16 protein-coding genes are annotated in these 23,368 nt (G+C 75.1%); 12 read left to right on the top strand and 4 right to left on the bottom strand.

What is annotated here, in order from left to right:
- Positions 1–49 precede the first annotated feature (49 nt).
- The 6 genes from KSE_RS00785 to KSE_RS00755 all read left to right on the top strand — a co-directional run bounded on the left by KSE_RS00785 (position 50) and on the right by KSE_RS00755 (position 7,346).
- Positions 50–964 (top strand): carbohydrate ABC transporter permease, encoded by a 915-nt coding sequence (locus tag KSE_RS00785; RefSeq protein ID WP_014133334.1) that lies wholly within the window; start codon positions 50–52, stop codon positions 962–964.
- Complete coding sequence (locus KSE_RS00780; RefSeq protein WP_014133333.1) at positions 961–1,872, top strand: carbohydrate ABC transporter permease; 912 nt, start codon at positions 961–963, stop codon at positions 1,870–1,872. Before KSE_RS00785 ends, KSE_RS00780 begins: the two co-directional genes overlap by 4 nt.
- A gap of 110 nt (positions 1,873–1,982) precedes the next feature.
- A complete protein-coding gene (locus tag KSE_RS00775) occupies positions 1,983–3,515 on the top strand; it encodes a beta-N-acetylhexosaminidase (protein WP_014133332.1) in 1,533 nt (510 codons plus the stop codon).
- A gap of 173 nt (positions 3,516–3,688) precedes the next feature.
- Positions 3,689–5,152: a cellulose binding domain-containing protein gene (locus tag KSE_RS00765; protein ID WP_014133331.1), complete on the top strand. Its 1,464-nt coding sequence runs from the start codon at positions 3,689–3,691 to the stop codon at positions 5,150–5,152.
- Between the two features lie 140 nt (positions 5,153–5,292).
- Complete coding sequence (locus KSE_RS00760; protein ID WP_014133330.1) at positions 5,293–5,778, top strand: hypothetical protein; 486 nt, start codon at positions 5,293–5,295, stop codon at positions 5,776–5,778.
- On the top strand, positions 5,775–7,346 hold the full coding sequence (locus KSE_RS00755; RefSeq protein ID WP_014133329.1) for a multicopper oxidase family protein: 1,572 nt from the start codon (positions 5,775–5,777) through the stop codon (positions 7,344–7,346). The genes KSE_RS00760 and KSE_RS00755 overlap by 4 nt, the downstream gene beginning before the upstream one ends.
- A 51-nt stretch (positions 7,347–7,397) precedes the next feature.
- Here the strand turns inward: KSE_RS00755 and KSE_RS00750 are convergent, their stop codons facing one another.
- On the bottom strand, positions 7,398–9,164 hold the full coding sequence (locus tag KSE_RS00750) for an oleate hydratase (RefSeq protein ID WP_014133328.1): 1,767 nt from the start codon (positions 9,162–9,164) through the stop codon (positions 7,398–7,400).
- Positions 9,165–9,307: 143 nt separating this feature from the next.
- Positions 9,308–9,988 (bottom strand): TetR/AcrR family transcriptional regulator, encoded by a 681-nt coding sequence (locus KSE_RS00745; RefSeq protein ID WP_014133327.1) that lies wholly within the window; start codon positions 9,986–9,988, stop codon positions 9,308–9,310.
- A 181-nt stretch (positions 9,989–10,169) separates the two neighbouring features.
- Here KSE_RS00745 and KSE_RS00740 point away from each other — a divergent pair, with 181 nt between their 5' ends.
- From KSE_RS00740 to KSE_RS00725, 4 genes are all read left to right on the top strand, one after another.
- A complete protein-coding gene (locus KSE_RS00740) occupies positions 10,170–11,258 on the top strand; it encodes a zinc-binding dehydrogenase (protein ID WP_014133326.1) in 1,089 nt (362 codons plus the stop codon).
- Positions 11,259–11,462: 204 nt separating this feature from the next.
- Positions 11,463–12,467, top strand: a complete 1,005-nt coding sequence (locus tag KSE_RS00735) for a hypothetical protein (protein WP_014133325.1) — start codon at positions 11,463–11,465, stop codon at positions 12,465–12,467.
- A 36-nt stretch (positions 12,468–12,503) separates the two neighbouring features.
- Complete coding sequence (locus KSE_RS00730; RefSeq protein ID WP_014133324.1) at positions 12,504–13,163, top strand: hypothetical protein; 660 nt, start codon at positions 12,504–12,506, stop codon at positions 13,161–13,163.
- Positions 13,141–14,076: an inositol monophosphatase family protein gene (locus tag KSE_RS00725; RefSeq protein ID WP_014133323.1), complete on the top strand. Its 936-nt coding sequence runs from the start codon at positions 13,141–13,143 to the stop codon at positions 14,074–14,076. Before KSE_RS00730 ends, KSE_RS00725 begins: the two co-directional genes overlap by 23 nt.
- Before the next feature lie 24 nt (positions 14,077–14,100).
- On the opposite strand, the gene KSE_RS00720 is transcribed toward KSE_RS00725, so the two are convergent.
- The gene (locus tag KSE_RS00720) at positions 14,101–15,309 is read right to left on the bottom strand and encodes an ArsB/NhaD family transporter (RefSeq protein ID WP_014133322.1); all 1,209 of its coding nucleotides are present in this window, start codon (positions 15,307–15,309) and stop codon (positions 14,101–14,103) included.
- A gap of 401 nt (positions 15,310–15,710) precedes the next feature.
- On the opposite strand from KSE_RS00720, the gene KSE_RS45525 reads away from it, so the two are divergent.
- Entirely contained in the window at positions 15,711–21,638 is a 5,928-nt protein-coding gene (locus tag KSE_RS45525; RefSeq protein WP_014133321.1) for a WD40 domain-containing protein, read from the top strand.
- A gap of 15 nt (positions 21,639–21,653) precedes the next feature.
- Here KSE_RS45525 and panC read toward each other — a convergent pair whose 3' ends face one another.
- A complete protein-coding gene (panC, locus tag KSE_RS00710) occupies positions 21,654–22,550 on the bottom strand; it encodes a pantoate--beta-alanine ligase (protein WP_014133320.1) in 897 nt (298 codons plus the stop codon).
- Positions 22,551–22,731: 181 nt separating this feature from the next.
- Between panC and KSE_RS00705 the strand changes: the two genes are divergently transcribed.
- On the top strand, positions 22,732–23,187 hold the full coding sequence (locus KSE_RS00705) for an NUDIX hydrolase (RefSeq protein ID WP_014133319.1): 456 nt from the start codon (positions 22,732–22,734) through the stop codon (positions 23,185–23,187).
- Positions 23,188–23,368 lie beyond the last annotated feature (181 nt).

Here is a 23,368-nt window from a genome sequence, read left to right as displayed (position 1 = left end):
GGCCCGGCCCCCTCCGCACCGCACGACCCCGACAGGAGAACACCCCGCCGTGCCCACCGACGCGCCACCGCCGCTCCGCACCCGGATCCGGCCCTACCTGCTCATCGCCCCGACCCTGGTGGGCGCGGCGTACCTGCTGCTCTACCCCGTCGCCCGCAACCTGGTGATCTCCTTCCAGCACTTCCGGATGGCCGAACTCATCCGCGGCGGCGCCACCTTCACCGGCTTCGACAACTACACCGAACTGCTCACCGACCCGAAGTTCTGGACCGTCACCGCCCGCACCCTCGGCTGGACCGCGCTCAACACCCTGCTGATCACCGGCCTCGGCACACTGGTCGCGCTGATGCTGGTCCGACTCGGCAGGCGGATGCGGCTGGCCGTGATGAGCGCCCTGGTCCTGGTCTGGGCGACCCCCGTGATCGCCGCCACCACCGTGTTCCAGTGGCTGTTCCAGTCCCGCTTCGGAGTGGTCAACTGGGCACTTGACCAGTTGGGGCTGCACGGCTACCACGACTACGCCTGGTTCGCCCACTCCGGCGCCACCTTCACCGTCCTGGTCCTGCTGGTGGTCTGGCAGTCCGTCCCGTTCGCCGCGCTCACCCTGTACGGCGGACTGACCACCATCCCCACCGAGCTCTACGAATCCGCCCGGATCGACGGCGCCGGCGCCTGGCAGACCTTCCGACTGGTCACCGTCCCCGTGCTGCGCCCGCTGTTCGCCCTGGTCACCTCGCTCGAAGTGATCTGGACCTTCAAGTGCTTCGCCCAGATCTGGGTGGTCAGCCAGGGCGGCCCCGACGGCGCCACCACCACCCTGCCCGTCTACGCCTTCCAGATCGCCCAGAACCTGCACAAGTACGACCTCGGCTCCGCCGCCTCCACGCTCACCGTGCTGATCCTGCTCGCCGCGCTCGTCACCACCCTGCGGCGGATGCACCGCCAGGAAGGAGCCGAGGCGTGAACCCCCTCGCCCCCCGCCCCCGACAAGCCCGCCGACCCCCACAAGCCCCCCGCCCCCGGCAAGCACGCCGACCGAGCCGAGCACGCCGGCTGCGCCGGCTGCCGCTCAACCTCGCCGCGCTCGCCGTCCTGGCCACCGCCGCCTTCCCGGTCTACTGGATGGTCGCCACCGCCTTCAAACCCACCGCCGAGATCCAGTCCGCCACCCCCACCTTCCTGCCCCTGCACCCCACCCTCGACCACTTCGCGACCGCGGTCCGCGCCCCCGGCTTCGGCGGCTACTGGCGCAACAGCCTGCTGGTCACCCTCGGCGCCGTCCTGCTCTCGCTGGTCGTCGCCCTGCTCGCCGCGTACGCCGTCGGCCGACTGCGCTGGCGCGGCCGCCGGGCCTTCCTGCTGCTGGTCTTCACCGCGCAGATGGCGCCCTGGGAGGCGCTGCTGATCCCGATGTACGTGATCGCCCGCGACACCGACATGCTCGACAGCCTCAGCATGCTCACGCTGGTCTACTTCATGACCACCCTCCCCTTCACCATCGTCACCCTGCGCGGCTTCCTCGCCGCCGTCCCGGCCGAACTGGAGGAAGCCGCCCAGGTCGACGGCTGCACCCGGGCCGCCGCCTTCCGCCGCGTCACCCTGCCGCTGCTCGCCCCCGGCCTGCTCGCCACCTCGCTGTTCGGCTTCATCACCGCGTGGAACGAGTTCGCCTTCGCCAACACCCTGATCATCAAGAACCAGGACGCCCGCACCCTCCCGGTCTGGCTCTCCTCCTTCGCCAACGTCTTCGGCACCGACTGGGGCGCCACCATGGCCGCCGCGACCCTCTTCATGCTCCCCGTCCTGCTGGTCTTCCTGTTCCTGCAGAACAAGGTCACCACCGGCATGACCGCCGGCGCGGTCAAGGGCTGACCGACCGCCGGAGGCCGGGAACCGCCACCCGCCGAGGCGGTCAGCCGGCGCGGAGCCGTCCGTCCGATCGTTCCATCCGAACTCCCTACCCCTGGAAGAAGACCACCGCCGTGATCCTGCCGACCCCGGTCGACCTCGTTCCCGCCGCCGGACGGTTCACCCTGACCGAGCGGACCACCGTGCGCGCCGACGGCGGAGCCGCCGCCGTCGCCGAGCTGCTGCGCACGCTGCTGCGCCCCGCGACCGGGCTGCCGCTGGCGCCCGGTGCGGAGGGCACCGTGGTGCTGACCCTCGATCCCGGGGACCGCGAGCTGGGGGAGGAGGGCTACCGGCTGACGGTGGACCCGTTCCAGGTGGTGCTGCACGCGGCCCGGCCCGCCGGCCTGCGGCACGCGGTGCAGACGCTGCGCCAACTGCTGCCGCCCGAGGCACTCGCGGCGGGCCCGGTGTCCGGCGTCGAGTGGAGCCTGCCCGCCGTCCGGATCACCGACCACCCCCGGCACGCCTGGCGCGGCTTCATGATCGACACCGCCCGGCACTTCCAGCCCGTCGAGCGGCTGCTCGCCGCCGTCGACCGGATCGCCCTGCACAAACTGAACGTGCTGCACCTGCACCTGACCGACGACCAGGGCTGGCGGCTGCCGGTCGACGCCTACCCCCGGCTCACCGAGGTCGGCGCCCGCCGGGCCCGCAGCATGGCCGGCCACGCCGGCTCCGCCGCGTACGACGCGCTGCCGCACCAGGGCGCGTACACCAAGGCCGAGCTGCGCCGCCTGGTCGGGTACGCGGCGGAGCGGGGCGTCACCGTCGTCCCCGAGATCGACATGCCGGGCCACACCCGGGCCGCGCTGGCCGCCTACCCGCGGCTGGGCAACCAGCCCGGGCGGCAGCTCGACGTGTGGACCGAGTGGGGCGTGTGCGAGACCGTGCTCGGCGTGCACGAGGAGGCGCTGGAGTTCTGCCGCGCGGTGCTGGACGAGACGCTGGAGCTGTTCCCGTCCCGGTACGTCCACCTGGGCGGGGACGAGTGCCCCACCGTCGAGTGGGAGCGCAGCCCCGCCGCCCGCCGCCGGGCCGCCGAACTCGGCCTGGCCGCCCCCGCCCAGCTGCGCGGCTGGTTCCTCGGCGAGGTCGGCCGGCACCTGCTGGCCGCCGGACGCGTCCCGGTCTGCTGGGCCGAGACCGACGGCGCCACGCTGCCCGTCGAGTTCACCGTGATGCCCTGGCGGGACGCCGAGCACGGCCGGGAGGCCGCCCGGCGCGGCCACGACGTGGTGATGGCCCCGCACCGCGCCACCTACCTCGACTACCCGCAGAGCGCCCGCCCCGACGAACCGCTCGGCCAGGCCGGGTACGTCGTCGACCTCGCCGCCACGCACGCCCACCAGGCCGCCCCCGCGCACTGGGACGAGGCCGAGCGGGCCCGGGTGCTCGGCACCCAGGCCCAGCTGTGGAGCGAGTTCGTCACCACCGCCGAGCACTTCGACTACCTCGCCTACCCCCGGCTGTGCGCCATCGCCGACCGGGCCTGGAACCCCGCCAGCGACTACGTCCGGGACTTCCTGCCCGCCCTCGCCGCGCACCGCCCCCGCCTCGCCGCGCTCGGCGTGCACCACGCCGAACGCGCCCTCAGCCTCACCTGAGGCCCACCGACCCGGCCGCCGGCCCACCGCCGGCGGCCGCCCGCAGCACGCGGACCACCAGCTCCACCGCCGCACCCCGCACGTGCACCGCCGGAACGCCCCACCGCTCCACCGCCCCACCCTCCTGCCGCCCCGCCGCACCGCGGGGCACCTCCCCCACGGAAGGAACCACCGTGTCCGCACGCCCCCGCACGACCAGCCGACGCGCCCGGCTCGCCGCGGCCGCCGCGATCGCCGCGGCCGGCCTGGCCGCCACCGCGCTGACCGTCGTCCCGGCGTCCGCCGCCGACGCGTTCAGCGTCCAGTACCGCACCAGCGCCTCCGGTGCGACCGCCGACCAGTCGGAGCCCTGGCTGCAGGTCACCAACACCGGCAGCGGCACCGTCGCGCTCAACCGGATCACCCTGCGCTACTACTTCAAGTCCGACGGCCCGAGCACCACCTACCGCTTCGCCTGCTCCTGGGCGGTCAAGGGCTGCGCCAACATCACCGGCACCTTCGGCACGCTGGCCAACCCCACCGCCACCGCCGACCGCTACCTGGAGATCGGCTTCACCGCCGGCGCCGGCTCGCTCGCCCCCGGGCAGTCCACCGGCGACATGCAGCTGCGCTTCTACCGCTCGGACTGGCAGACCCTCACCCAGTCCGACGACTACTCCTTCGGCGGCGCCCAGACCGGCTACGCCGACTGGCAGAAGGTCACCCTGCAGGAGGACGGCGCGCTGGTCTGGGGCACCGCCCCGGCCGGCAACAACCCGTCCCCGTCGCCGAGTTCGTCCCCCAGCCCGTCCCCGTCCGGCTCCACCTCCACCCCGCCGGTCGACCCGAACGCGCCGGTCCTGTTCGACGACTTCTCCTACGGCACCAGCGCGGACGCCGCCGTCCAGCAGCACGGCTGGACCGTCAAGTCCGGCCAGGGCGGCCCCGGCGTCTCCGGCGCCACCTGGTCCCCGGCCGACGTCACCTTCCCCACCGTCGGCGGCAGCAAGGTGCTCAACCTGCGGCTGACCACCGACGGCACGGCCGCCGGCACCAGGGAGACCGAGATCCAGACCACCGCGCGGAAGTTCAAGAACGGCACCTACGCGGCCCGGGTCAAGTTCGCCGACGCCCCGAACAGCGGCCCCGACGGCGACCACGTCAACCAGACCTTCTTCGCCTTCACCCCGCTCAACGCCCCGATGGACCCGAACTACAGCGAGCAGGACTTCGAGTACCTGCCCAACGGCGGCTGGGGCGAGCCGGGCGACATCATGTACGAGACCAGCTGGGAGACCTACAACCCGGACCCGTGGAACGCCGTCAACACCCACGGCGAGCAGCGCCAGTCCTACGACGGCTGGCACCTGCTGCAGTTCACCATCGACAACAGCGCCATCACCTACTGGATCGACGGCCAGGTCGTCGCCACCCACGGCGAGCCCTACCTGCCCGAGACCCCGCAGTTCATCGACTTCAACCACTGGCTGATCGACCTGGCCGGGCAGTACTCCACGACGCCGCGCTCGTACGACCAGCAGGTCGACTACGTGTACTTCGTCAAGGACCAGGTGCTCAGCCCCGCCCAGGTCGCCTCGAACGTCGCCGCGCTGCGCTCGGCCGGCACCGCGTTCAAGGACACCGTCCCCGGCAGCTGACCCCGCCCCCGCCCCCACCGGGCCGTTCGGTGGGGGCGGGGCACCGCCGTCCTGACGGACGCTCAGATTCCTTGAAAAACAAACTCACTTGATAATCTCCGGGCGGTATGATCGAACAAATTTTCGATCACGGGGATGCCATGTCCGAATACCGCGAACCACCGCGCTGGCCGCTGACCGTCCTCCGGGCGGGCGCCGCACTCACCGCCCTGCTGGCCCTGCTGATGCCGTTCCTGGCCGGCGGCTTCCTCCAGGGCTACTATCCGCTGCTGGACGCCCACAAGCAGACCGCGATGGCGCTCTCCACCGTCTCCCTGCTGACCGCCGCCGCCGGCCTGCTGCTCTGGCGCCTCTCCCGGGGCCCCAGCGGCCCGGCCGTCCAGTACGGGGTGCTCACGCTGCTCTGCGTCGTCCAGTACGCGTTCGGCGACGAGCGGATCCTGCTGCTGCACGTCCCGCTCGGGGTCGGCGTGTTCGTGATGGCGGAGAAGTCCGTCGTCGAGGCGTTCAAGGTCAAGCTCGGGGCCGGGGCCGGGGCCGGGGCCGGGGCCGGGGACAAGGCCGGGGCCAAGCCCGCCGACGCGCCGGACGACGAGCCGGCCGCCGCCGCGGCGGGTGCCGAGTGAGCGGGCGGCTGACCAGGCGCGGACTGCTCGGCGCCGGCGGCGCCGCCGCGCTCGGGCTGGGCGCCGCGATCGGGATCCCGCCGCTGATGAACCGGCTGCTGCCCGGCGGCGAACCCGGCCGGCTGCTGCGCAGCGCCCTGCCGCTGCCCGCCCGCTACACGGCCGAACTGCCCGTCCCCGCCGTGCTGCGCCCCGTCCGCAGCGACGCCGACGCCGACTACTACGAGATCACCGCGCGCCGCGCCACCGTCCGGCTGCTGCCCGGCCACGACACCGAGGTGTGGGGCTACCAGGGCACCTTCCCCGGCCCGACCGTCGAGTCCCGCAGCGGCCGCCGCACCGTCGTCACCCACCGCAGCGAACTGCCCCGCCCCACCGCCGTCCACCTGCACGGCGGCCACACCCCGCAGGACAGCGACGGCCACCCGCTCGACCTGGTCGGCGGCAGCGCCGCCCACCACGACATGCCGGGCATGGCGGGCACGGACGGCATGGCGGGCGCCGAGGGCGCGACCGTGCTGGCGCAGCGCGCGTACACCTACCCGATGGCGCAGCGCGCCGCCACGCTCTGGTACCACGACCACACCATGGGCTTCACCGGCCCGCAGGTCTACCGCGGCCTGGCCGGGTTCCACCTGGTCCGGGACGAGGAGGAGGCCGCGCTCGGACTGCCGCACGGCCCGCGCGAACTGCCGCTGATGATCGCCGACCGCTCGTTCGCCGCCGACGGCTCCCTCGCCTACCCGGAACTCCCCGGCGGCGCCCCCGGCGTGCGGGACGCCTACATGAACGGCGTGCTGGGCGACGTGATGCTGGTCAACGGCGCGCCCTGGCCGCTCGCCCGGGTCGACCGGGCCTGGTACCGGCTGCGGCTGCTGAACGCCGCCAACGCCCGCCGGCTGCGCCTCGCCCTGGACCCGCAGCCGGCCGGCGGCGGGGCGCTGGTGCAGATCGGCTCCGACGGCGGACTGCTGGAACGCCCGCTGCGGCACGACGGCGTCGACCTCGCGCCCGCCGAACGCTGCGACGTGCTGGTCGACTTCTCCCGCTACCCCGCCGGGACGCGGGTGCGCCTGCTCAACCGGCTCGGCGACGGCCCGGCCGGCGAGGTGATGGCCTTCGAGGTCGGCTCCGCCGCCGCCGACGACGGCTTCCGGCTCCCCGACCGGCTCGCCACCGTCGAACGGCTCGACCCCGCCAAGGCCGTCGCCACCCGCACCTTCGTCTTCCGCAAGGGCGAGCAGCACTGGACCGTCAACGGCGAGGAGTACCGGCCCGGCCGCTCGATCGCCGCGCCCCGGCTCGGCCAGGTCGAGGTCTGGCGGTTCGTCACCGACTTCCACCACCCCGTCCACCTGCACCTCGACCCGTTCCAGGTGCTCGGCCGGACCAGTGGCCGGCCCGGCCGCAACGACACCGGCTGGAAGGACACCGTCGACGTGCTGCCCGCCCAGGGCGTCGAGGTCGCCGTCCGGTTCACCGACTACGCCGGGCGGTTCCTGCTGCACTGCCACAACCTGGAGCACGAGGACATGGCGATGATGGCCGAGTTCACCACCACCGAGTAGCGCCCGCCGCCGGGTGGTGCCCGCGCGGCGGCGGGCGCCACCCGGCGGACCTCACTCCGGCAGCAGGTTGTACTCCTTCAGCAGCTCGCCGATCTCCGAGGTCCCCAGCCGCGCGTCCAGCCGCTTGCGCAGCACGTGCGGCCCCGGCAGGCCCACCGGCGCCCCGTCGCACAGCCGGCTCGCCGCGTTCAGCAGCGCCCGCACGTCGTACGTCGACCCGAACACCTCCGGCACGCCGCGCTCCACCCCCAGCAGCCGGTACGCCGCCTCCATGCCGGTGCGCACCGAGTACTCGGTGGTGAAGATGCAGTCCCGGTCGCCCGCCTCCGCGAACTGCCCGATGAACGCGAAGTTCACCGCCCCCGGCGGCACCACGTCCGGCCGGTCGCCGGCCCGGCGCGGCATGAAGAACGAGGTCACGTACGGCATCATCACCGGCACGCACCTCGCCGCCTCCGCCGCCAGCGGATCGATCAGCTCCACCGGCACGCCCAAGTGGTAGAGCCACTCGCGGGTGATCTCCTCACCGGTGCACTCCTGCATCGGCTTCTTCACGTAGTCGCCCGGCCGGTCCACGAACAGCGAGTACAGCCAGACCACGACCTGGTCGGCCGGCTGCTGCTTGAAGTGCGGCTGCCGGTTCACCGTCCAGCTCAGCAGCCAGGACGAGTCGCGGACGGTGACGATCCCGCCGGTCACCACCCGGCCCGAGAACGGGTCGCGCTTGCACACCTTCTGGATGTACGCCGGGATCCGCCGGTCCAGCGTGGTCACCGTCGCCGACTCCCACTTGGTCTGCGCGATGTGCGCGCCGAACACGTCCGGGCGGCCGAAGTCCGGGTGCTTGGCCGCGATCCGCCGCCACAGGTCCCAGGCCGGGGCCGGGCCCTCGTCCAGCTTCGCCGGGGTGTGCTGGTCGCCGTTGTCGGAGTTCTCGGTCAGCGAGCCGATCGTCGCGAACAGCAGGTCGTCCGCCGTCAGGTCCACCCCGCCCGGCTCGCCCGCCGCCAGCCAGTGCAGCCGGGTCGCCCGCTTGCGGCCGTCCGCGAAGGAGAAGTCGACGTCCGTCACCTCGGTGTCGAAGCGGAACACCACGCCCTGCTCCAGCAGCCAGCGGTACAGCGGCAGCACCAGCGACTCGTACTGGTTGTACTTGGTGAACTTCAGCGCCGAGAAGTCCGGCAGGCCGCCGATGTGGTGGACGAAGCGGTGCAGGTACAGCTTCATCTCCAGCGCCGAGTGCCACTGCTCGAAGGCGAACATGGTCCGCCAGTACAGCCAGAAGTTCGACGCCAGGAACTCCTCGCCGAACACCTCGTCGATCCGCTTGCCCTCCATCTCGGCGCGCGTCGCCAGGAACACCTTCAGCAGGTCCCGCTGCGCCCGGTTCCCCAGCGCGAACAGGCCGTCGGTGCCCGCGTCCCGGCCCTGCTGGTGGGTGACGCGCTGGAGCGAGAAGTTCGGGTCGTCCTTGTTCAGCCAGTAGAACTCGTCGAGCACCGACGCCCCCTCGACCTCGATCGACGGGATCGAGCGGAACAGGTCCCACAGGCACTCGAAGTGGTTCTCCATCTCGCGGCCGCCGCGCACCACGAAGCCGCGCTTCGGCTCCTTGATGCCGTCCAGCGCCCCGCCCGGCAGCTTCAGCCGCTCCAGCACGGTGATCCGCTCGCCCGGCAGCTGCCCGTCCCGGACCAGGAACGCCGCCCCCGCCATCGACGCCAGGCCCGCGCCCACGAACCAGGCGCTCTTCCCGTCCACCCCGGCCGGCTTGCGGGGCCGCGCGAACGCCTCGTAGTTGCCGCTGCTGTAGTACACCGCACGCACTCCCTCGCCCGTCACCGCCACCGACGGGCGGACGCCCGTCCCACGCGCCACCCAACCCGGGTCCGCTGCTCGGCGCGCCCGGCGCTGCGCCGTTCGGGTGGGCGCGGAGGTGAGCGCGGGCGGGATGGGGAGGTTCAGGGCTGCGGGTGGGCGGCCAGCCAGGGCGGCAGCAGGGCGGTCGCGGCGGACGCGAACAGCCGCCGGTCGCGGGGGGCCGGGAGGGAGAGCCACGCCTCGACGATGCCGACCTCGCCGTGCGCCAGGAAGCGGCTGCTGGCCTCGACCCGCCAGGCGAGCGGGCCGTCCCGGCCGGGGACGGCCTCCGGGTCGCGCGCCAGCAGGGTGGCGACCGACGCCGCGAAGTGGTCGACGAGCAGCCGGTGGAGGGCCGCGCTACGGTGCTCGGCGAGCCCGATGGTGTACAGCGCGTCGTGGCGTTCCAGGTGGTCGAGCAGGGCGTGCGAGGCCCGCTCCCAGATCACCGGCACCGGCAGGCCGCCTGCCAGGACGTCGGCGATCCAGGCGGCGCGGAGCCGGTCCAGCTCCTCGTACAGCACCTGCTCCAGGACCGCCGCCGGGCTGGCGGCGTGCTTGTAGAAGGTGGTGCGGTTGACGCGCGCCTCGCGCACCAGGTCCGCGACCGCGATCTCCTCGACCGGCCGTTCGGAGGCCAGCCGCAGCACGGCCTCCCGCAGCCGGTCCCGGGTGCGCCGGACCCGGACGTCGAGGGCGTCGGGGGTGTCGTCGGCGGGGGCGTCGGGGGTGGCGCCGGCGGGGGCGCCGACGGGGGCGGGGTCCGGTGGTGTTGCTGACACGGGAGGAGTTTATCCCACCCGTCATGACGTGCACTGATCGACAGGTGTCTCTTTTCTTTCGGGTGATCCGGTGGCATGCTCGAAGGAGCGGCGAAGCGGACCGGAATCCTCCGGTACGGGCTCGCCGCGACCGCGCCCGGCGACGTCGGCGGGGCGGAGGAACGGACGAGAGGGCAGCACCGTGAAGGCATCCGTCACCGAGGGCCTGGGGCAGGGTTTCGTCGTCGAGGAGGTCGACCTGGCCGATCCGGTCGGGCACGAGGTCCGCGTCCGGGTCCGGGCGTCCGGCCTGTGCCACTCGGACCTGAGCGTCGCCACCTTCATCGGCGGCGAGTTCCCGGTGGTGCTCGGCCACGAGGTGGCCGGCGTGGTCACCGAGACCGGGCCGCAGGTCACCCAGGTCAAGGTCGGCGACCACGTGGTCGGCAGCCTGATCCAGTACTGCGGCTCCTGCGTGAACTGCCTGAGCGGCCGCACCCACATCTGCCTGCGCCCCGAGGCCACCCTGCGCACCCCGGACCAGGCGCCCCGGCTGAGCTGGAACGGCGCGCCGGTCGCCCAGGGCATGGGCCTGGGCGGCTTCGCCCAGGAGGCGCTCATCCACGAGAACCAGCTCGCCGTCGTACCGGAGGGGATGCCGTGGGCCCCCGCCGCGCTGATCGGCTGCGGCGTGCTCACCGGAGCCGGAGCGGTCCTCAACAGCGCGGACGTCCGCCAGGGCGACACGGTCGTGGTGATCGGCGCCGGCGGTGTCGGCATGAACGCGGTCAGCGGCGCCCGGATCGCCGGGGCCGGCACGATCATCGTGGCCGACATCGAGGACGCGAAGCTGGAGCGGGCCAAGGCGTTCGGCGCCACCCACGTGGTCAACTCCCGCTCCACCGACCCGGTCGACGCCGTCCGCGACATCACCGGGCACGGCGCGGACCACGTCTTCGACTTCGTCGGCGCCCGCCCCGTCACCGCCCAGGGCCTGCGGATGCTCGGCAAGGGCGGCGGCCTCTACCTGATCGGCGTCGGCGGCACCGACGCGGGCGTCGAGGTGTCCGCGCTGGCCGTGCTCTCCGGCTCGCAGAAGGTGCAGGGCGTCTACATGGGCTCCTCCAACCTCAAGCGGGACATCCCCTTCTACGCCTCGATGTACCTCCAGGGCCGGATGAACCTCGACGACCTGGTCTCCAGGGAGATCGGCCTCGCCGACATCGAGGCCGGGTACGAGGCGCTGAAGGACGGCAGCACCGCGCGCGTGGTGATCACCGACTTCTCCTGACCGCGGCCGCTTCGCCCCCGCCCCGTGCCCCTGCCCCCGTGCCCCTGCCCGCCCCGCCCCCGCCGGCGCCCCCCGGCGGACGGAGGGGGCGCGGGGAGCGGGGGAGGGGCACGGGGTCCGGTCCGCGACCCCGATTCGTCCGGACGCGTGCTGTTCGCCAAATCCCTTGTCCCCCTACCATGTTGGGCGGCGAAGGGGGCGCGCGTGGCACACGCGGGTACGGGCGGCGGGGGACGGCTGGAGAGCGCGATCGCCTGGGTGCTCAGGAACTCGGACGGGGTGGTGGCCCTCGCGGGCGCGCTCGCCGTCGGACTGCTCGACCTGTTCGGCGGGGGCCTGGGCGACAACGTCGTCTCCGGCGCCACGCTGCTGGTGCTGGCGGCCGTGGTGTACGGCTCGCTGGCCGAGCGCCGACGCCGGGTGGTGGACATCCGGGAGGCCACCGAGGGCGCCCGGCAGGCGCTGGAGAACCTGGCGTCGGTGCGCGAACTGGCCGGCGTCGACCTGGAACGGGCCCTGGAGCGGGCCCGGCAGGACACCGACCGCTGGGTGTTCAAGGGCGGCACCGGCACCTACCTGCGGGCGGTCACCCTGCCCGAGTGCGTCCAGGAGGCCCGCCGGCGCCGCCGCGCGCTCACCGTCAAGATCGACATCGTGCACCCGGGCAACGAGGCGGTCTGCGCCGCGTACGCCCGCTTCCGCGGCACCTTCGGCACCGCGGACCGCCGGACCGGCGGCGGGTCCGGCAGCGGGCTCGGCGGCGGAGGCGGCGGCCACGACGCGGGCTGGAGCGTCGAACGCACCCGGAAGGAGTCGTACGCGACGGTGCTCGCCGCCGCCTGGTACCGCCAGCGGCTCGACACCCTGGAGATCGACGTCCACCTCTCCGAGGTGGCCCCCTCGCTGCGCTTCGACGTCTCCGCGTCCTGCCTGATCATCACCCAGGACGACCCGCGGCGGGTCAGCATCTACGTCGAACGCGGCCGCCCGCTCTACGACTACTACGTCACCGAACTGCACCACTACCGGGAGCAGGCGGTGAAGCTCGACCTCCGGGACACCGAACCACTGGGCGACGACCCCACCGTGGACGAGGCCCGCCGGCTGTTCGAGCACCTGCGCCTCCCGCTGCCGACCGCCTTCTCGGACCGGGACGTCAACGACATCATCGACCGGGCGCTGCACGCGGAGAACCCGTACCGACGGTAGCCGCGCACGCCGCGCCCGCAGGGGGAGGGCAGAGGGATGAGGAACCTCTACACCGCACTCGAACGGGCCACCGGGCACACCGCCGCCACCCCGGGCCTGGCCGGCCTGGTCGGCGGCCTGCTCACCGAAGTCGCCACCGGCGCGCGGCCGTTGCGCGCGGTCGCGCACCCGCTGGGCTTCTACTGCCTGCCGGTGCTGCGCGACGGCGCGCACGGCGTCTGCGTCCACGTCTTCGACCCGGGACCGGCCCGGGCCGACCGCGAGATCCACTGCCACAGCTGGGAGCTGAAGAGCAGCGTGCTCTACGGCCGGATCGGCAACCTCCGGGTCCGGGTCCACGACGAACCCGCCCGCCCGACCCACCGGGCCTACGAGGTGCACAGCGCCGACGGGATCGACGAGATCCGGCCCGGCCCGCGACTGGTCAGGTGGGAGCCGCTGGCCGAGCAGACCAGTTCGCGCGGCGAGACGTACACCCTGGGCGCCGGCGAGTTCCACGCCACGCTCCTGCCGGACGCCGCGCCCGCCGCCACCGTCGTCCTCGGCCGGACCGTCCCCGGCCCGCTCGACGTGGTGCTCGGCCCGGTCGACGGCACCGCCCGCCGCGTCGTGCGGCGGCTCTGCGACGCGGCCCGGACCGCCCGGATCGCCGACGAGGCAGCCAGGAGGATCAGTGGACGACACGGCACCCGGTGAACGGGGCGAAGGGACGGGAGGAGCGGGAGGGGCGGAGGCGGCGGGCCTCGGGGGTTCCGCCGGTCTCGGGGGTTCCGCGGGCCTCGGGGGTTTCGCGGACGAGTGCCGCACCGCGGTACGGGCCGCCGAGGAGGCCGGCGCCCTGCTGCGGGCCCGCTTCCTGGACGCCTTCCGGGTCGACAGCAAGGGCGAGGACGGCGACGTCGTCACCGAGCTCGACCTGCTCGCCGAGGAACTGGTCACCCGCCGGATCGCCGAACGGTACCCCGCCGACCGGATCCTGGCCGAGGAGGGCGGCACCACCGCCGACCGGCCCGGCTCCCGCCGCACCTGGCTGGTCGACCCGCTCGACGGCAGCAACAACGTCGTCATCGGCCTGCCCGCCTACGTCGTCGGCATCGCGCTCTGCCAGGACGGCGCACCGGTCGTCGGCGTGGTCCACGACCCGGTCGCCGGCCGCACCTGGCGGGCCGTGCACGGCTGCGGCGCCTACGGCCCGTCCGGACGGCTGCGCGCCCCCGCCCGCCCGGCCGGCCCGGGACGGCCCGTCCTCGGCTGGACCCAGGGGCACGGCGTGGCCCGCGACGACCCGGTCGCCCGCGCGCTCAAGGACGGCCTGGAGGACGGCGCCCGCCGGGTGCTCCAACTCTGGGCCCCGCTGCTCACCTGGTCCCTGCTCGCCTGCGGCCTGATCGACGGCTTCGTCGGCTACCGCGCCGAGGAGATCGACCTGCACGCCGGCAGCCTGCTCGCCACCGAGGCCGGACTGGTCGTCCGCGCCTTCGACGGCAGCCGCTTCGACCCCCGGATCGGCCGGCCCGACACCGCCCGCAGCTACGTCGCGGGCCGGGCCGAGATCGTCCCGCACCTGCTCGACCTGGTCGCCCGCGCGGCAGCCCCGGGCAGGGCCTGACCCGCGACGTAGCCGCGGGTCAGGTCAGGCGGTGCCGGTCAGGGCGAGCGCCGCCGTGGCCAGGGTGACGCCGGTGACGGCGAGGACGGCGCTGGTGCCGGCCACCTGGCGCAGCGGGATCCGCAGGCCGGCGGAGCGGCAGCGTTCGTACCAGAGCAGGGTGGCCAGCGAGGCCCAGGGGGCGATCAGCGGGCCGATGTTGGTGCCGATCAGCAGGGCGAGCAACTGCTGGTGGTTGTCGGGCGGGACGGCGCCCTCCCCGGCGAGGTAGACCGGCAGGTTGTTGAGCAGGTTGGACAGGCCCGCGCCGACCCCCGAGGCGCGGAACAGGCCGAGCGGGCCGGAGTCGGTGCCGATCGCGGCGGCGAGCAGCCGGTGCAGGCCGTGCGCGTCGACCGTCTGGACGACCAGGAACATCCCGGGCACCATGACCAGCAGCCGCCAGGGCACCAGCGCGACGCGCAGCGACTCCGGGCGGCGGACGGCGTAGGCCGCGACGGCCACCGCCGCGGCCGCGCCCGAGGCGACCCAGAGCGGGATGGCGGCGACCAGGGTGCAGGCCAGGAACCCGGCGCAGGCCAGCGCGCAGACCCGGAACAGCACCCGGTCCTTCGGGCGCTGCACGGCCGGCGGCAGGTACCCGTCCGCGCCGCGCCGCCCGCGCCGCCAGTAGAACCCCCACAGGCACGCCATGGTGGCGAGCAGCGCGGCCAGCTGCGGCGCCCACATCGCCCAGGCCAGCCCGGCGCTGGAGAGCGCCACCCGGTCGGCGGCCAGCAGGTTGGTCAGGTTGGAGACCGGCAGCAGCAGGCTCGCGGTGTTGGCCAGCCAGACCGTGGTCATCGCCAGCGGCAGCGGCGCGATGCCGACCCGCGAGGCGAGCGCCAGCATCACGGGGGTGAGCAGCACCGCCGTGGTGTCCAGGTTGAGGACGGCCGTGGTCAGCGCGGCGAACCCCACGCACAGCAGGAACAGCACCGGGTAACTGCCCCGCCCGGCCCGCGCCACCCGCGCCGCGAGCACGTCGAACACCTCCGCGGCGCCGGTCAGCTCGGCCAGTACCACCACCGAGCCGAGGAAGGCGAGCAGCGGAGCGATCCGCCGCCCCGCCGCCCCGGCGGACTCCGCCGGGAGCAGCCCGGTGGCGAGGAAGACCAGGCCGAGGGCGAGCAGACCGCCCGCCAGCAGGTCGAGCGGGTGGAGTCGTCGGACGGCGGGCCAGTAAGCAAGCACGGACACCAAGGCTGCCACAAGCCCCCGAAAGGGGTCGAGACGCCCCCCGGTGCGGTGCGGCGATTCCAGCCGCCGCCGCACCGCCGGGCTGCCGCCCGGCCCCGCCCGCCCGGGCCCGCCCGGGCCCGCCCGGGCCCGCCCGGGCCCGCCCGGGCCCGCCCGGGCCCGCCCGCCGCGTCCGCCCGCCGCGTCCGCCCGCCGCGTCCGCCCGCCGCGTCCGCCCGCCGCGTCCGCCCGCCGCGTCCGCCCGCGGCGTCCGTGCGCCGGTCGGCTCCCCGGCCCGTCCGTCGGCTTCGCCCCGCGCCGCCGGCCGGACGTCAACCACGGGTGCGGTCGAATCACCCAAAAGCGTTGCGGGGAAAGGGGGTTACCCGCCTGCGATACGGTCATATGCTCTCCGTATGGGGGCTCTTGACGCGACCCCGGGTGGCCCCGGGCCGATCGACTTCTTCATCAGCTACTCGCCCGCCGACGAACGCTGGGCGGCCTGGATCGCGTGGACGCTGGAGGAGGCCGGGTACCGGGCGTTCCTCCAGGCGTGGGACTTCGTGCCGGGGACGAACTTCGTCGACTTCATGGACCGGGGGATCACCGAGTCCGCGGCGGTGATCGCGCTGCTCTCGCGCAACTACGAGCGCTCGCGCTACGGGCGGATGGAGTGGCAGGCCGCGCTGCGGGCCGACCCGGACGCGCCGGAGCGGCGGCTGGTCACCGTCCGGATCGAGGACATCCCGGTGGACGGGCTGCTCGCCACCCTCACCTACATCGACCTGGTGGGCGTCGCCCGGCCGGCCGAGGCCCGGCAGCTGCTGCTCACCCGGGTCGCGGCCGCGATGGACGGCCGCTCCCGGCCCGAGCTGCGCCCGGGCTACCCGGGCGGGGTGCCCGGGCCCGCGGACGTGCCCGGCGCGCCGGGCACCCTCTCGCCGGCCGGCCGGACGCCCGCCGGCGCCCCCACCGCGACGACGGCCGCCACCGCCGCCGCGCGCGGCGGCCGGCGGCGGCGGCCGAGCACGCAGCCCGCCTACCCGCTGGCGGCCGGCCGGGCCGGCGGGCGCGAGGCGGTGACGGTGCTGCACCTGGCGGGGCCCGGATTCGGCCGCGGGGCCGATCCGGCCGAACTGCAGGCCGCCGTCTGGGGCGACCTGGTGGAGCTGGCCGACTCCGGCGCCCCCGCCCCCGAACTGGTCGTCGTCACCGGCGACCTGACCGCCTCCGGCAGCCCGCGCGAGTGCGAGCAGGCGCTGTCCTTCCTCACCGGCATGCGCACCCTGCTCGGCCTGGAACCGCACCGGGTGGCGATCGTCCCCGGCGGGCAGGACGTCAGCCAGGCCGCCTCGCGCGCCTACTTCGCCACCTGCGAGGCCGACGAGGTGCGCCCCGCCCCGCCCTACTGGCCCAAGTGGCGGCACTACTCCCGGCTGTTCCAGGAGTTCTACCAGGGCCTCGACCTGGTCTTCGACAGCGCCCAGCCGTGGACCCTCTTCCCCGTCCCCGAGCTCGGCACCGTCGTCGCCGGACTGAACTCCACGATGGCCTGGTCGCACCGCCCCGACGACCGGCACGGCTGGCTCGGCCCCGAGCAGACCGCCTGGTTCGCCCAGGCGCTGCGCCCGTACGAGAACGACGGCTGGCTGCGGATCGGCGCGCTGCGCCACCCGGCCGCCGCCGCCCGCCCGGCGCGCGGCGGACCGGCCGACGAACCGCTGCGCGACGCCGACCGGTTCACCCGGCTGACCGCGCCCCGGCTGCACCTGCTGCTGCACGGCCCGACCGCCGCCCGCACCGCCCTCGGGGCGCTGACCACCTCGGCCGGCGAGCTGACCACCCTCGCCGCCCCGGCCGCCGGCGGCCACCAACTGCTCCAGCTCACCCGCGAGGGCCTGACCCGCTGGTCCGCCCCCGGCGCCGAGCCGCTGCGGACGGCCGCCCCCTGGCCCCGGGCCGGACGGGTCTTCCCGGCCCCCGAGCCGGCCGCCCAGCCGCCCACCGCCGAGCCCCCGGAGCTGGACGGGGCCCGCCCCGCCACCGCCCCGGAGCGCGAGGTCCGCCGGCCGGCCTCGCCGCTGGAGACCCTGCTCGCCCGGGTCGCCGAGGTCTGCCGCACCCGCCACCAGGGCGCCCAGATCCGCGAGGTGGCCGGCCCGCCGCCGCAGCTCTTCGTGACCTGGGCCGAGTCCGGCCTGATCCGCCAGCAGCGGGTCGCCGTCAGCGTCCGCACCCCCACCGAGGAGGACGTCGACCGCTTCGTCGACGAGGTGCACGCCGACGGCGCCGCCCCCGACGCCGAACTCGTCCACGACGGCCCGCCGCCCTCCCTCGCGCTGCGCGAACGGGCCCGCCGCCGCGGCGTGCGGCTGCGCAGCTTCCCGGAGTTCCAGGGCCTGCTCGACCTGCGCGACTACGTCTCCGCGCAGAGCGAGCGGCTCGCCGCCGACAGCCAGTACCAGCCCGGCCTCTACCTGCCGCAGCGCTACCGCGACGCCGAACGGCCCGGCGCCGAGGAGCGCGACGGCCTGGTCGACGAACTGCTCCGGCTGCTCGACTCCGACCACGGCCGGTTCGTCCTGCTGCTCGGCGACTTCGGCCGCGGCAAGACCTTCGCGCTGCGCGAGACCGCCCGCCGGATCCCCGCCGAACTCCCGTACCTCACCCCGCTGTTCATCGACCTCAGCGCGCTCGACAAGGCCCACTCGCTGGACGGCCTGGTCGCCGCCCACCTCACCGGACACGGCATCGACAGCCTCGACCTGCGGACCTTCCGCTACATGCTCCGGCAGGGCCGGATCGTGCTGCTCTTCGACGGCTTCGACGAACTGGTCAACCGGGTCAGCTACGAACGCGCCGCCGACCACCTCCAGGTCCTGCTGGACGCCGCCGTCGACAACGCCAAGATCGTCGTCACCAGCCGCACCCAGCACTTCCGCTCGCACGAACAGGTGCTCACCGCGCTCGGCGAACGCGTCGGCCTGCTGCCGCGCCGCCGCCTCGTCGCCGTCCAGGACTTCACCCCGCACCAGATCCGCAGCTACCTCGCCAACCGCTACGGCGACCCGGACGCCGCCGCCCGCCGGATGCGCCTGCTGGAGGCCGTCCCCGACCTGCTCGCGCTCTGCCGCAACCCCCGGCTGCTCAGCTTCGTCGCCGACCTCGACCACGACCGGCTGCGCGCCGTCGCCGGGGCCGGCCGGGCGCTCAGCGCCGCCGGCCTCTACCAGGAGCTCTTCACCTCCTGGCTGCGGTTCGAGGAGCGCCGCGGCGACGGCGGCCCCGGCGCCGCCCCCGGACTGCGGCTGGAACAGCTCTGGCAGGCCGTCACGCTGCTCGCCGTGCGGCTGTGGGAGAGCGGCCGCAGCTCCATCGCGCTGGACGAGATCGTCGACATCGCCGGCGTGCTCACCGGCCTGGCCGACAGCCCGATGCCCACCCCGCAGGTCGCGCACGCCGTCGGCTCCGGCAGCCTGCTGGTCCGCTCCGACGAGGGCGTCTTCCACTTCATCCACGGCTCGGTGGTCGAATGGCTGGTCGCCCGGGCCGCCGCGGCCGCCCTGGAGCGCGGCGAGACCGACCTGCTCGCCCGCGCCCCGCTCAGCCGGCTCGCCGTCGAGTTCCTCTGCGACCTCGCCGACCGCCAGGCCGTCCAGAACTGGGCCCACTCCGTCCTGGACGGCCCCCGGGACGGCGGCCCGGACGGAACCCGCGACGGTGCCAGGGACGGCGGCGAGGCCGCCCGGCTCAACGCCGTCAAGGTGCTCGACCGGCTGCGCGTCCCCGCGCACACCGTCCTGCGCGGCGCCCCGCTGGCCGGCGAGGACCTCTCGCACCGGGACCTCTCGGGCGTCGACCTGTCCGGCGCCGACCTCACCGACGCCCGGCTGCTCGGCACCGACCTCTCCGGCGCCGACCTGCGCGGCGCCACCCTGGCCGGCGCCCGGCTCGACGGCGCCGACCTCTCCGGCGCCGACCTGCGCTCCGCCGACCTGCGCGGCGCCCGGCTGCTCGGCACCGACCTGCGCGGCGCCCGGCTCCAGGGCAGCCGCTGGCAGCGGGCCGCCCTGATCTCCGCCACCGCCGACCCGGACGCCCTCGCCGCCCCCGAACTGCGGGCCGCCGCGATCGCCCCCGGCCTGCCCGTCGAAGCCGGATTCAGCCCCTCCGAGGTCGGCGTCCCGTACGGCTTCGACGTGCGCTCCACCCGGCTGCCCGAACCCGTCGCCTTCAGCCCCGACGGCCGGCTGCTCGCGGTCGGCAGCGAGGACGGCAGCGTGCTGGTCTGCGACGCCCTCACCGGCACCGCGCTGCGCACCCTCAAGGACCACATCGGCCGGGTCTACGCCGTCAAGTTCGCCGGCGAGGTGCTCGCCACCGGCAGCGCCGACGGCACCGTCCGGCTCTGGGACCAGGTCTCCGGCGAGTGCCGGCACCGCCTCGACGTCCACCCCGGCGGCGTCTGGCCGGTCTCGCTCGGCCCCGGCGGCCGACTGGTCGCCACCGGCGACCCGAACGGCACCGTCACCCTCTGGGACACCGCCACCGGCCGCCCGCTGCACCGCCTGCGCGGCCACGACGCGCCCGTCTACACCGCCGTGTTCAGCCCCGACGGCACCCTGATCGTCACCGGCGACTCCGGCGGCGGCGCCCGGCTCTGGTCCACCGCCACCGGCCGCCGCCGCGCCGTCCTGCCCGGCCACCTCGGCACCGTCTACCGCACCGCGTTCAGCCCCGACGGCACCCTGGTCGCCACCGCCGACGGCGGCGACGACCACGGCACCGGCGGCACCGTCCGGATCTGGGACACCACCGGCCGCCGCCCGCTGCACACCCTGACCGGCCACGCCGGGCGGATCTACACCCTCGCCTTCCACCCCGACGGCGACCTGCTCGCCAGCGGCGACACCGAAGGCCAGGTCCGGCTCTGGAACCCGCTCGACGGCACCGCCCTCGAACGGCCGGACGACTCCACCGGCAAGATCTACCAGGTCGCCTTCGACGAGGCCGGCACCCGGCTGGCCGCCAGCGACAGCGACGGCGGGGTCCGGATCTGGCGGGTCACCCGGCACTCCCCGGACCAGCGTGGCGGCCGCCACCGGGTGGTGCCGCTGCGCCGGCAGCCCCCCGAGCACCGCGGCTCGGTCTGGGCCTGCCGGTTCCGCCCCGGCGCCGGCCGCGGCGGCGCCGAGACCGACGCCCTGCTGGTCACCGGCGGCAACGACGGACTCGTCCGGCTCTGGGACCCGGCCTCCGGCCGCAGCCGCCAACTGCTGCGCGGCCACGGCCGCCGGATCGGCTCGCTCAGCTTCAGCGGCGACGGCACCCTGCTCGCGGCCGGCGGCAACGACGGCGTGGTCCGGCTCTGGGAGCCCGCCACCGGCCGCCGGGTCCGCGAACTCACCGGCCGCAGCAGCCGGCTGGTCTCCGCCGAGTTCAGCCCCGAGGACGCCGTCCTCGCCACCGCCACCAACGACGGCGACCTCTGCCTGTGGAACGCCCGCACCGGCGAGTACCTGCGCGAGATGGACGTCGAGACCGAACACGTCTGGGCCGAGGGCTTCAGCGCCGACGGCGCCCTGGTCGCCACCGCCAACGACGACGACACCGTCCGGATCTGGTACCGCCGCACCGGCGCCCACCTCACCACCCTGCGCGAACACCGCGGCCGGGTCCGCTCCATCGCCTTCACCCCGGACGGCCGCCGCCTGCTCACCGGCTGCGACGACCACAAGGTCCGGATCTCCGACCTCGACACCGGCCGGGTCGAAGCCGAACTCGTCGGCCACACCGACCGGGTCTACGCCGTCACCGCCGTCACCGGCACCCCCGACGGCGACTGGCTGGCCAGCGCCTCCTGGGACGGCACCGCCCTGGTCTGGCGCGACGGCGCCGTCCGGCACCGGCTCACCGGCCACGTCGGACGGCTCTGGACCGCCGCCGCCCACCCCGCCCGCCCGCTGCTCGCCACCGCCGGCGACGACCGGGTGGTCCGGCTCTGGGACACCCGCACCGGCGCCCCGCTGGCCGGCCTGCGCGGCCACACCGGCCGGATCCTCGCCGTCACCTTCAACCCCGACGGCACCCTGCTGGCCAGCGGCGGTGAGGACGGCACCGTCCGGCTCTGGCGGATCGGCCCCGAAGGCCGCCCCGCCCCGCTCGCCACCCTGCTCGGCGCCCCCGCCGGCTGGGCGGCCCTGCTGCCCTCCGGCGCCTACAAGTACGAGGGCGACGTGGCCGGCGAGTTCTGGCACGCCGTCGGCATGTGCCGCTTCGAGCCCGGCGAACTGGACGCCCACCTCCCCGGCGTCCACCGGCTCCCCCCGGAGGCGGAACTCTGAGCCCGGGGCGGGCGCTCAGCGGGCGGCGCCGTCCACCCGCTCCGCCGGGGCCGGCCGGGGCGGGGGACCGGCCGGGACCGCGCAGCGGGCGAGGTCGAGGAGCGGGACGCCGGCGACCGTCGCGCCGACGGCGATGACGGCCGGGCGGTCCAGCACGGCCAGCGGGCGCAGCGAGGCCGCGTCCAGGACCTCGACGTAGTCGGGGGCGACCAGCGGGCCGGACAGCTCGGCGGCGGCCCGGGCCCTGATCGCGGCGGTGTCGCGCAGGCCGGCGGCGACCGCGCCGAGCGCGGCGTCCAGCGCCCGGGGCAGGCAGGCGGCCAGCGGCCGGTGCGCGCCGAGGTGCACGTTCCGGCTGGACATCGCGACCCCGTCCGCCTCCCGCACGGTGGGCAGCACCCGGATCCGGGCCGGCAGGTTCAGGTCGGCGGCCATCCGCCGGACGGCGATCCAGTGCGGCAGGTCCTTCTCGCCGAAGTAGACGGTGTCCGGCCCGACGATGTTGAGCAGCTTGACGATGACGGTGCACATGCCGGTCAGCTGGCCGTCGGTGCCGAGGCCCGCCCCGCACAGCCCCGCGGCCGGCCCGCCCGTGACCGAGACGGCGGTGGCGAACCCCGGCGGGTAGACCTCCGCGGGCTCCGGCAGGAAGAGCAGGTCCGCGCCCTCCCGCTCGGCGAGGGCCGCGTCCCCCTCCGGGTCCCGGGGGTAGCGCAGGTAGACCTCCCGGTCCGGGAACTGCGCCGGGTTGACGAACACCGAGACCACCAGGGTGTCGCACTCCGCGCGGGCCGCCCGCATCAGCGACGCGTGCCCCTCGTGGAAGGCCCCCATGGTGGGCACGAAACCGACGGTCCCCGCGCCCCGCCCCAGGGTGGAACGGACGTCCTCGATGGTGCGCAGGATCCTCAACGCTCGCCTCTCCGTTCGCTGTTCTCCGCTGCCGGTGACATCGGCCGGGCGGACCGGCCGCTTGACGGGCCTTCAACCGCCTGCCGCGTTTTCAACGCGCTCGACGCGCCGGGGGCCGGAAGCCGGGCCCGGCGGCGGAAAAACCGGAGACCCGCGGGGCGGGCCCGGCTAGGGTCGGCGGATGCGGAGCGACGAGGGGGAGACGGTGACCGAGCGGCGGCAGCTGATCCGGCGGGCCCGGGCCGAGGGCGTGGGGGAGTTCATGGGCGGCGTGGCCGTGCTGGACGGCAGCGGGCGGGTGCTGACCGTCCGGCGCAGGCCGGAGGACACCTACGGCGGCCAGTGGGAGCTCCCCGGCGGCTCGCTCGACCCCGGCGAGGACCCGGAGCGGGGCGCCGCCCGCGAACTCGCCGAGGAGACCGGCCTCACCGGCCTGGCCCTGGCCTACCTGCACGCCGTCGACTTCACCGGCCTCGGCGGCGTCCGGGCCCGGCAGTTCGTCTTCACCGCCGCCGTCCCCGACGGCACCCCCGTCACGCTCAGCGAGCACGACGCCCACCGCTGGTCCCCGCTCGACGACCTGCCCGCGGTCAGCGCCCACCACCTGGTGGCCCTCGCCCTGCTGCGCGACCGGTGACCTCCTGACCTGCCGTCACCGGCGGGGGATCGTCCGGGCGGAGGCCGCGGCGCTCACCGATCGGGTGACAGACCGTCAGCGGGACGGTTAGCCGGTGACCCGTCCTGGTGATGACTGGGCGTGACCGCCGATCGGTTCGGCGGCCGCCCCGTCCCACGGGCGCCCCACCCGCGCAGGAGAG

The sequence above is a fragment of the Kitasatospora setae KM-6054 genome (genome assembly GCF_000269985.1).
Taxonomy (GTDB): domain Bacteria; phylum Actinomycetota; class Actinomycetes; order Streptomycetales; family Streptomycetaceae; genus Kitasatospora; species Kitasatospora setae.
Note: the sequence above shows the minus strand (reverse complement) of the source record. Positions and strands in the feature narration are given on the sequence as shown.

Excerpts from the sequence above, each read along its gene's own strand:
- KSE_RS00760 (WP_014133330.1), top strand. The coding sequence starts at position 5,293 with ATGTCCGAATACCGCGAACCACCGCGCTGGCCGCTGACCGTCCTCCGG.
- KSE_RS00730 (WP_014133324.1), top strand. The coding sequence starts at position 12,504 with ATGAGGAACCTCTACACCGCACTCGAACGGGCCACCGGGCACACCGCC.
- KSE_RS45525 (WP_014133321.1), top strand. The coding sequence starts at position 15,711 with ATGGGGGCTCTTGACGCGACCCCGGGTGGCCCCGGGCCGATCGACTTC.
- KSE_RS00705 (WP_014133319.1), top strand. The coding sequence starts at position 22,732 with ATGCGGAGCGACGAGGGGGAGACGGTGACCGAGCGGCGGCAGCTGATC.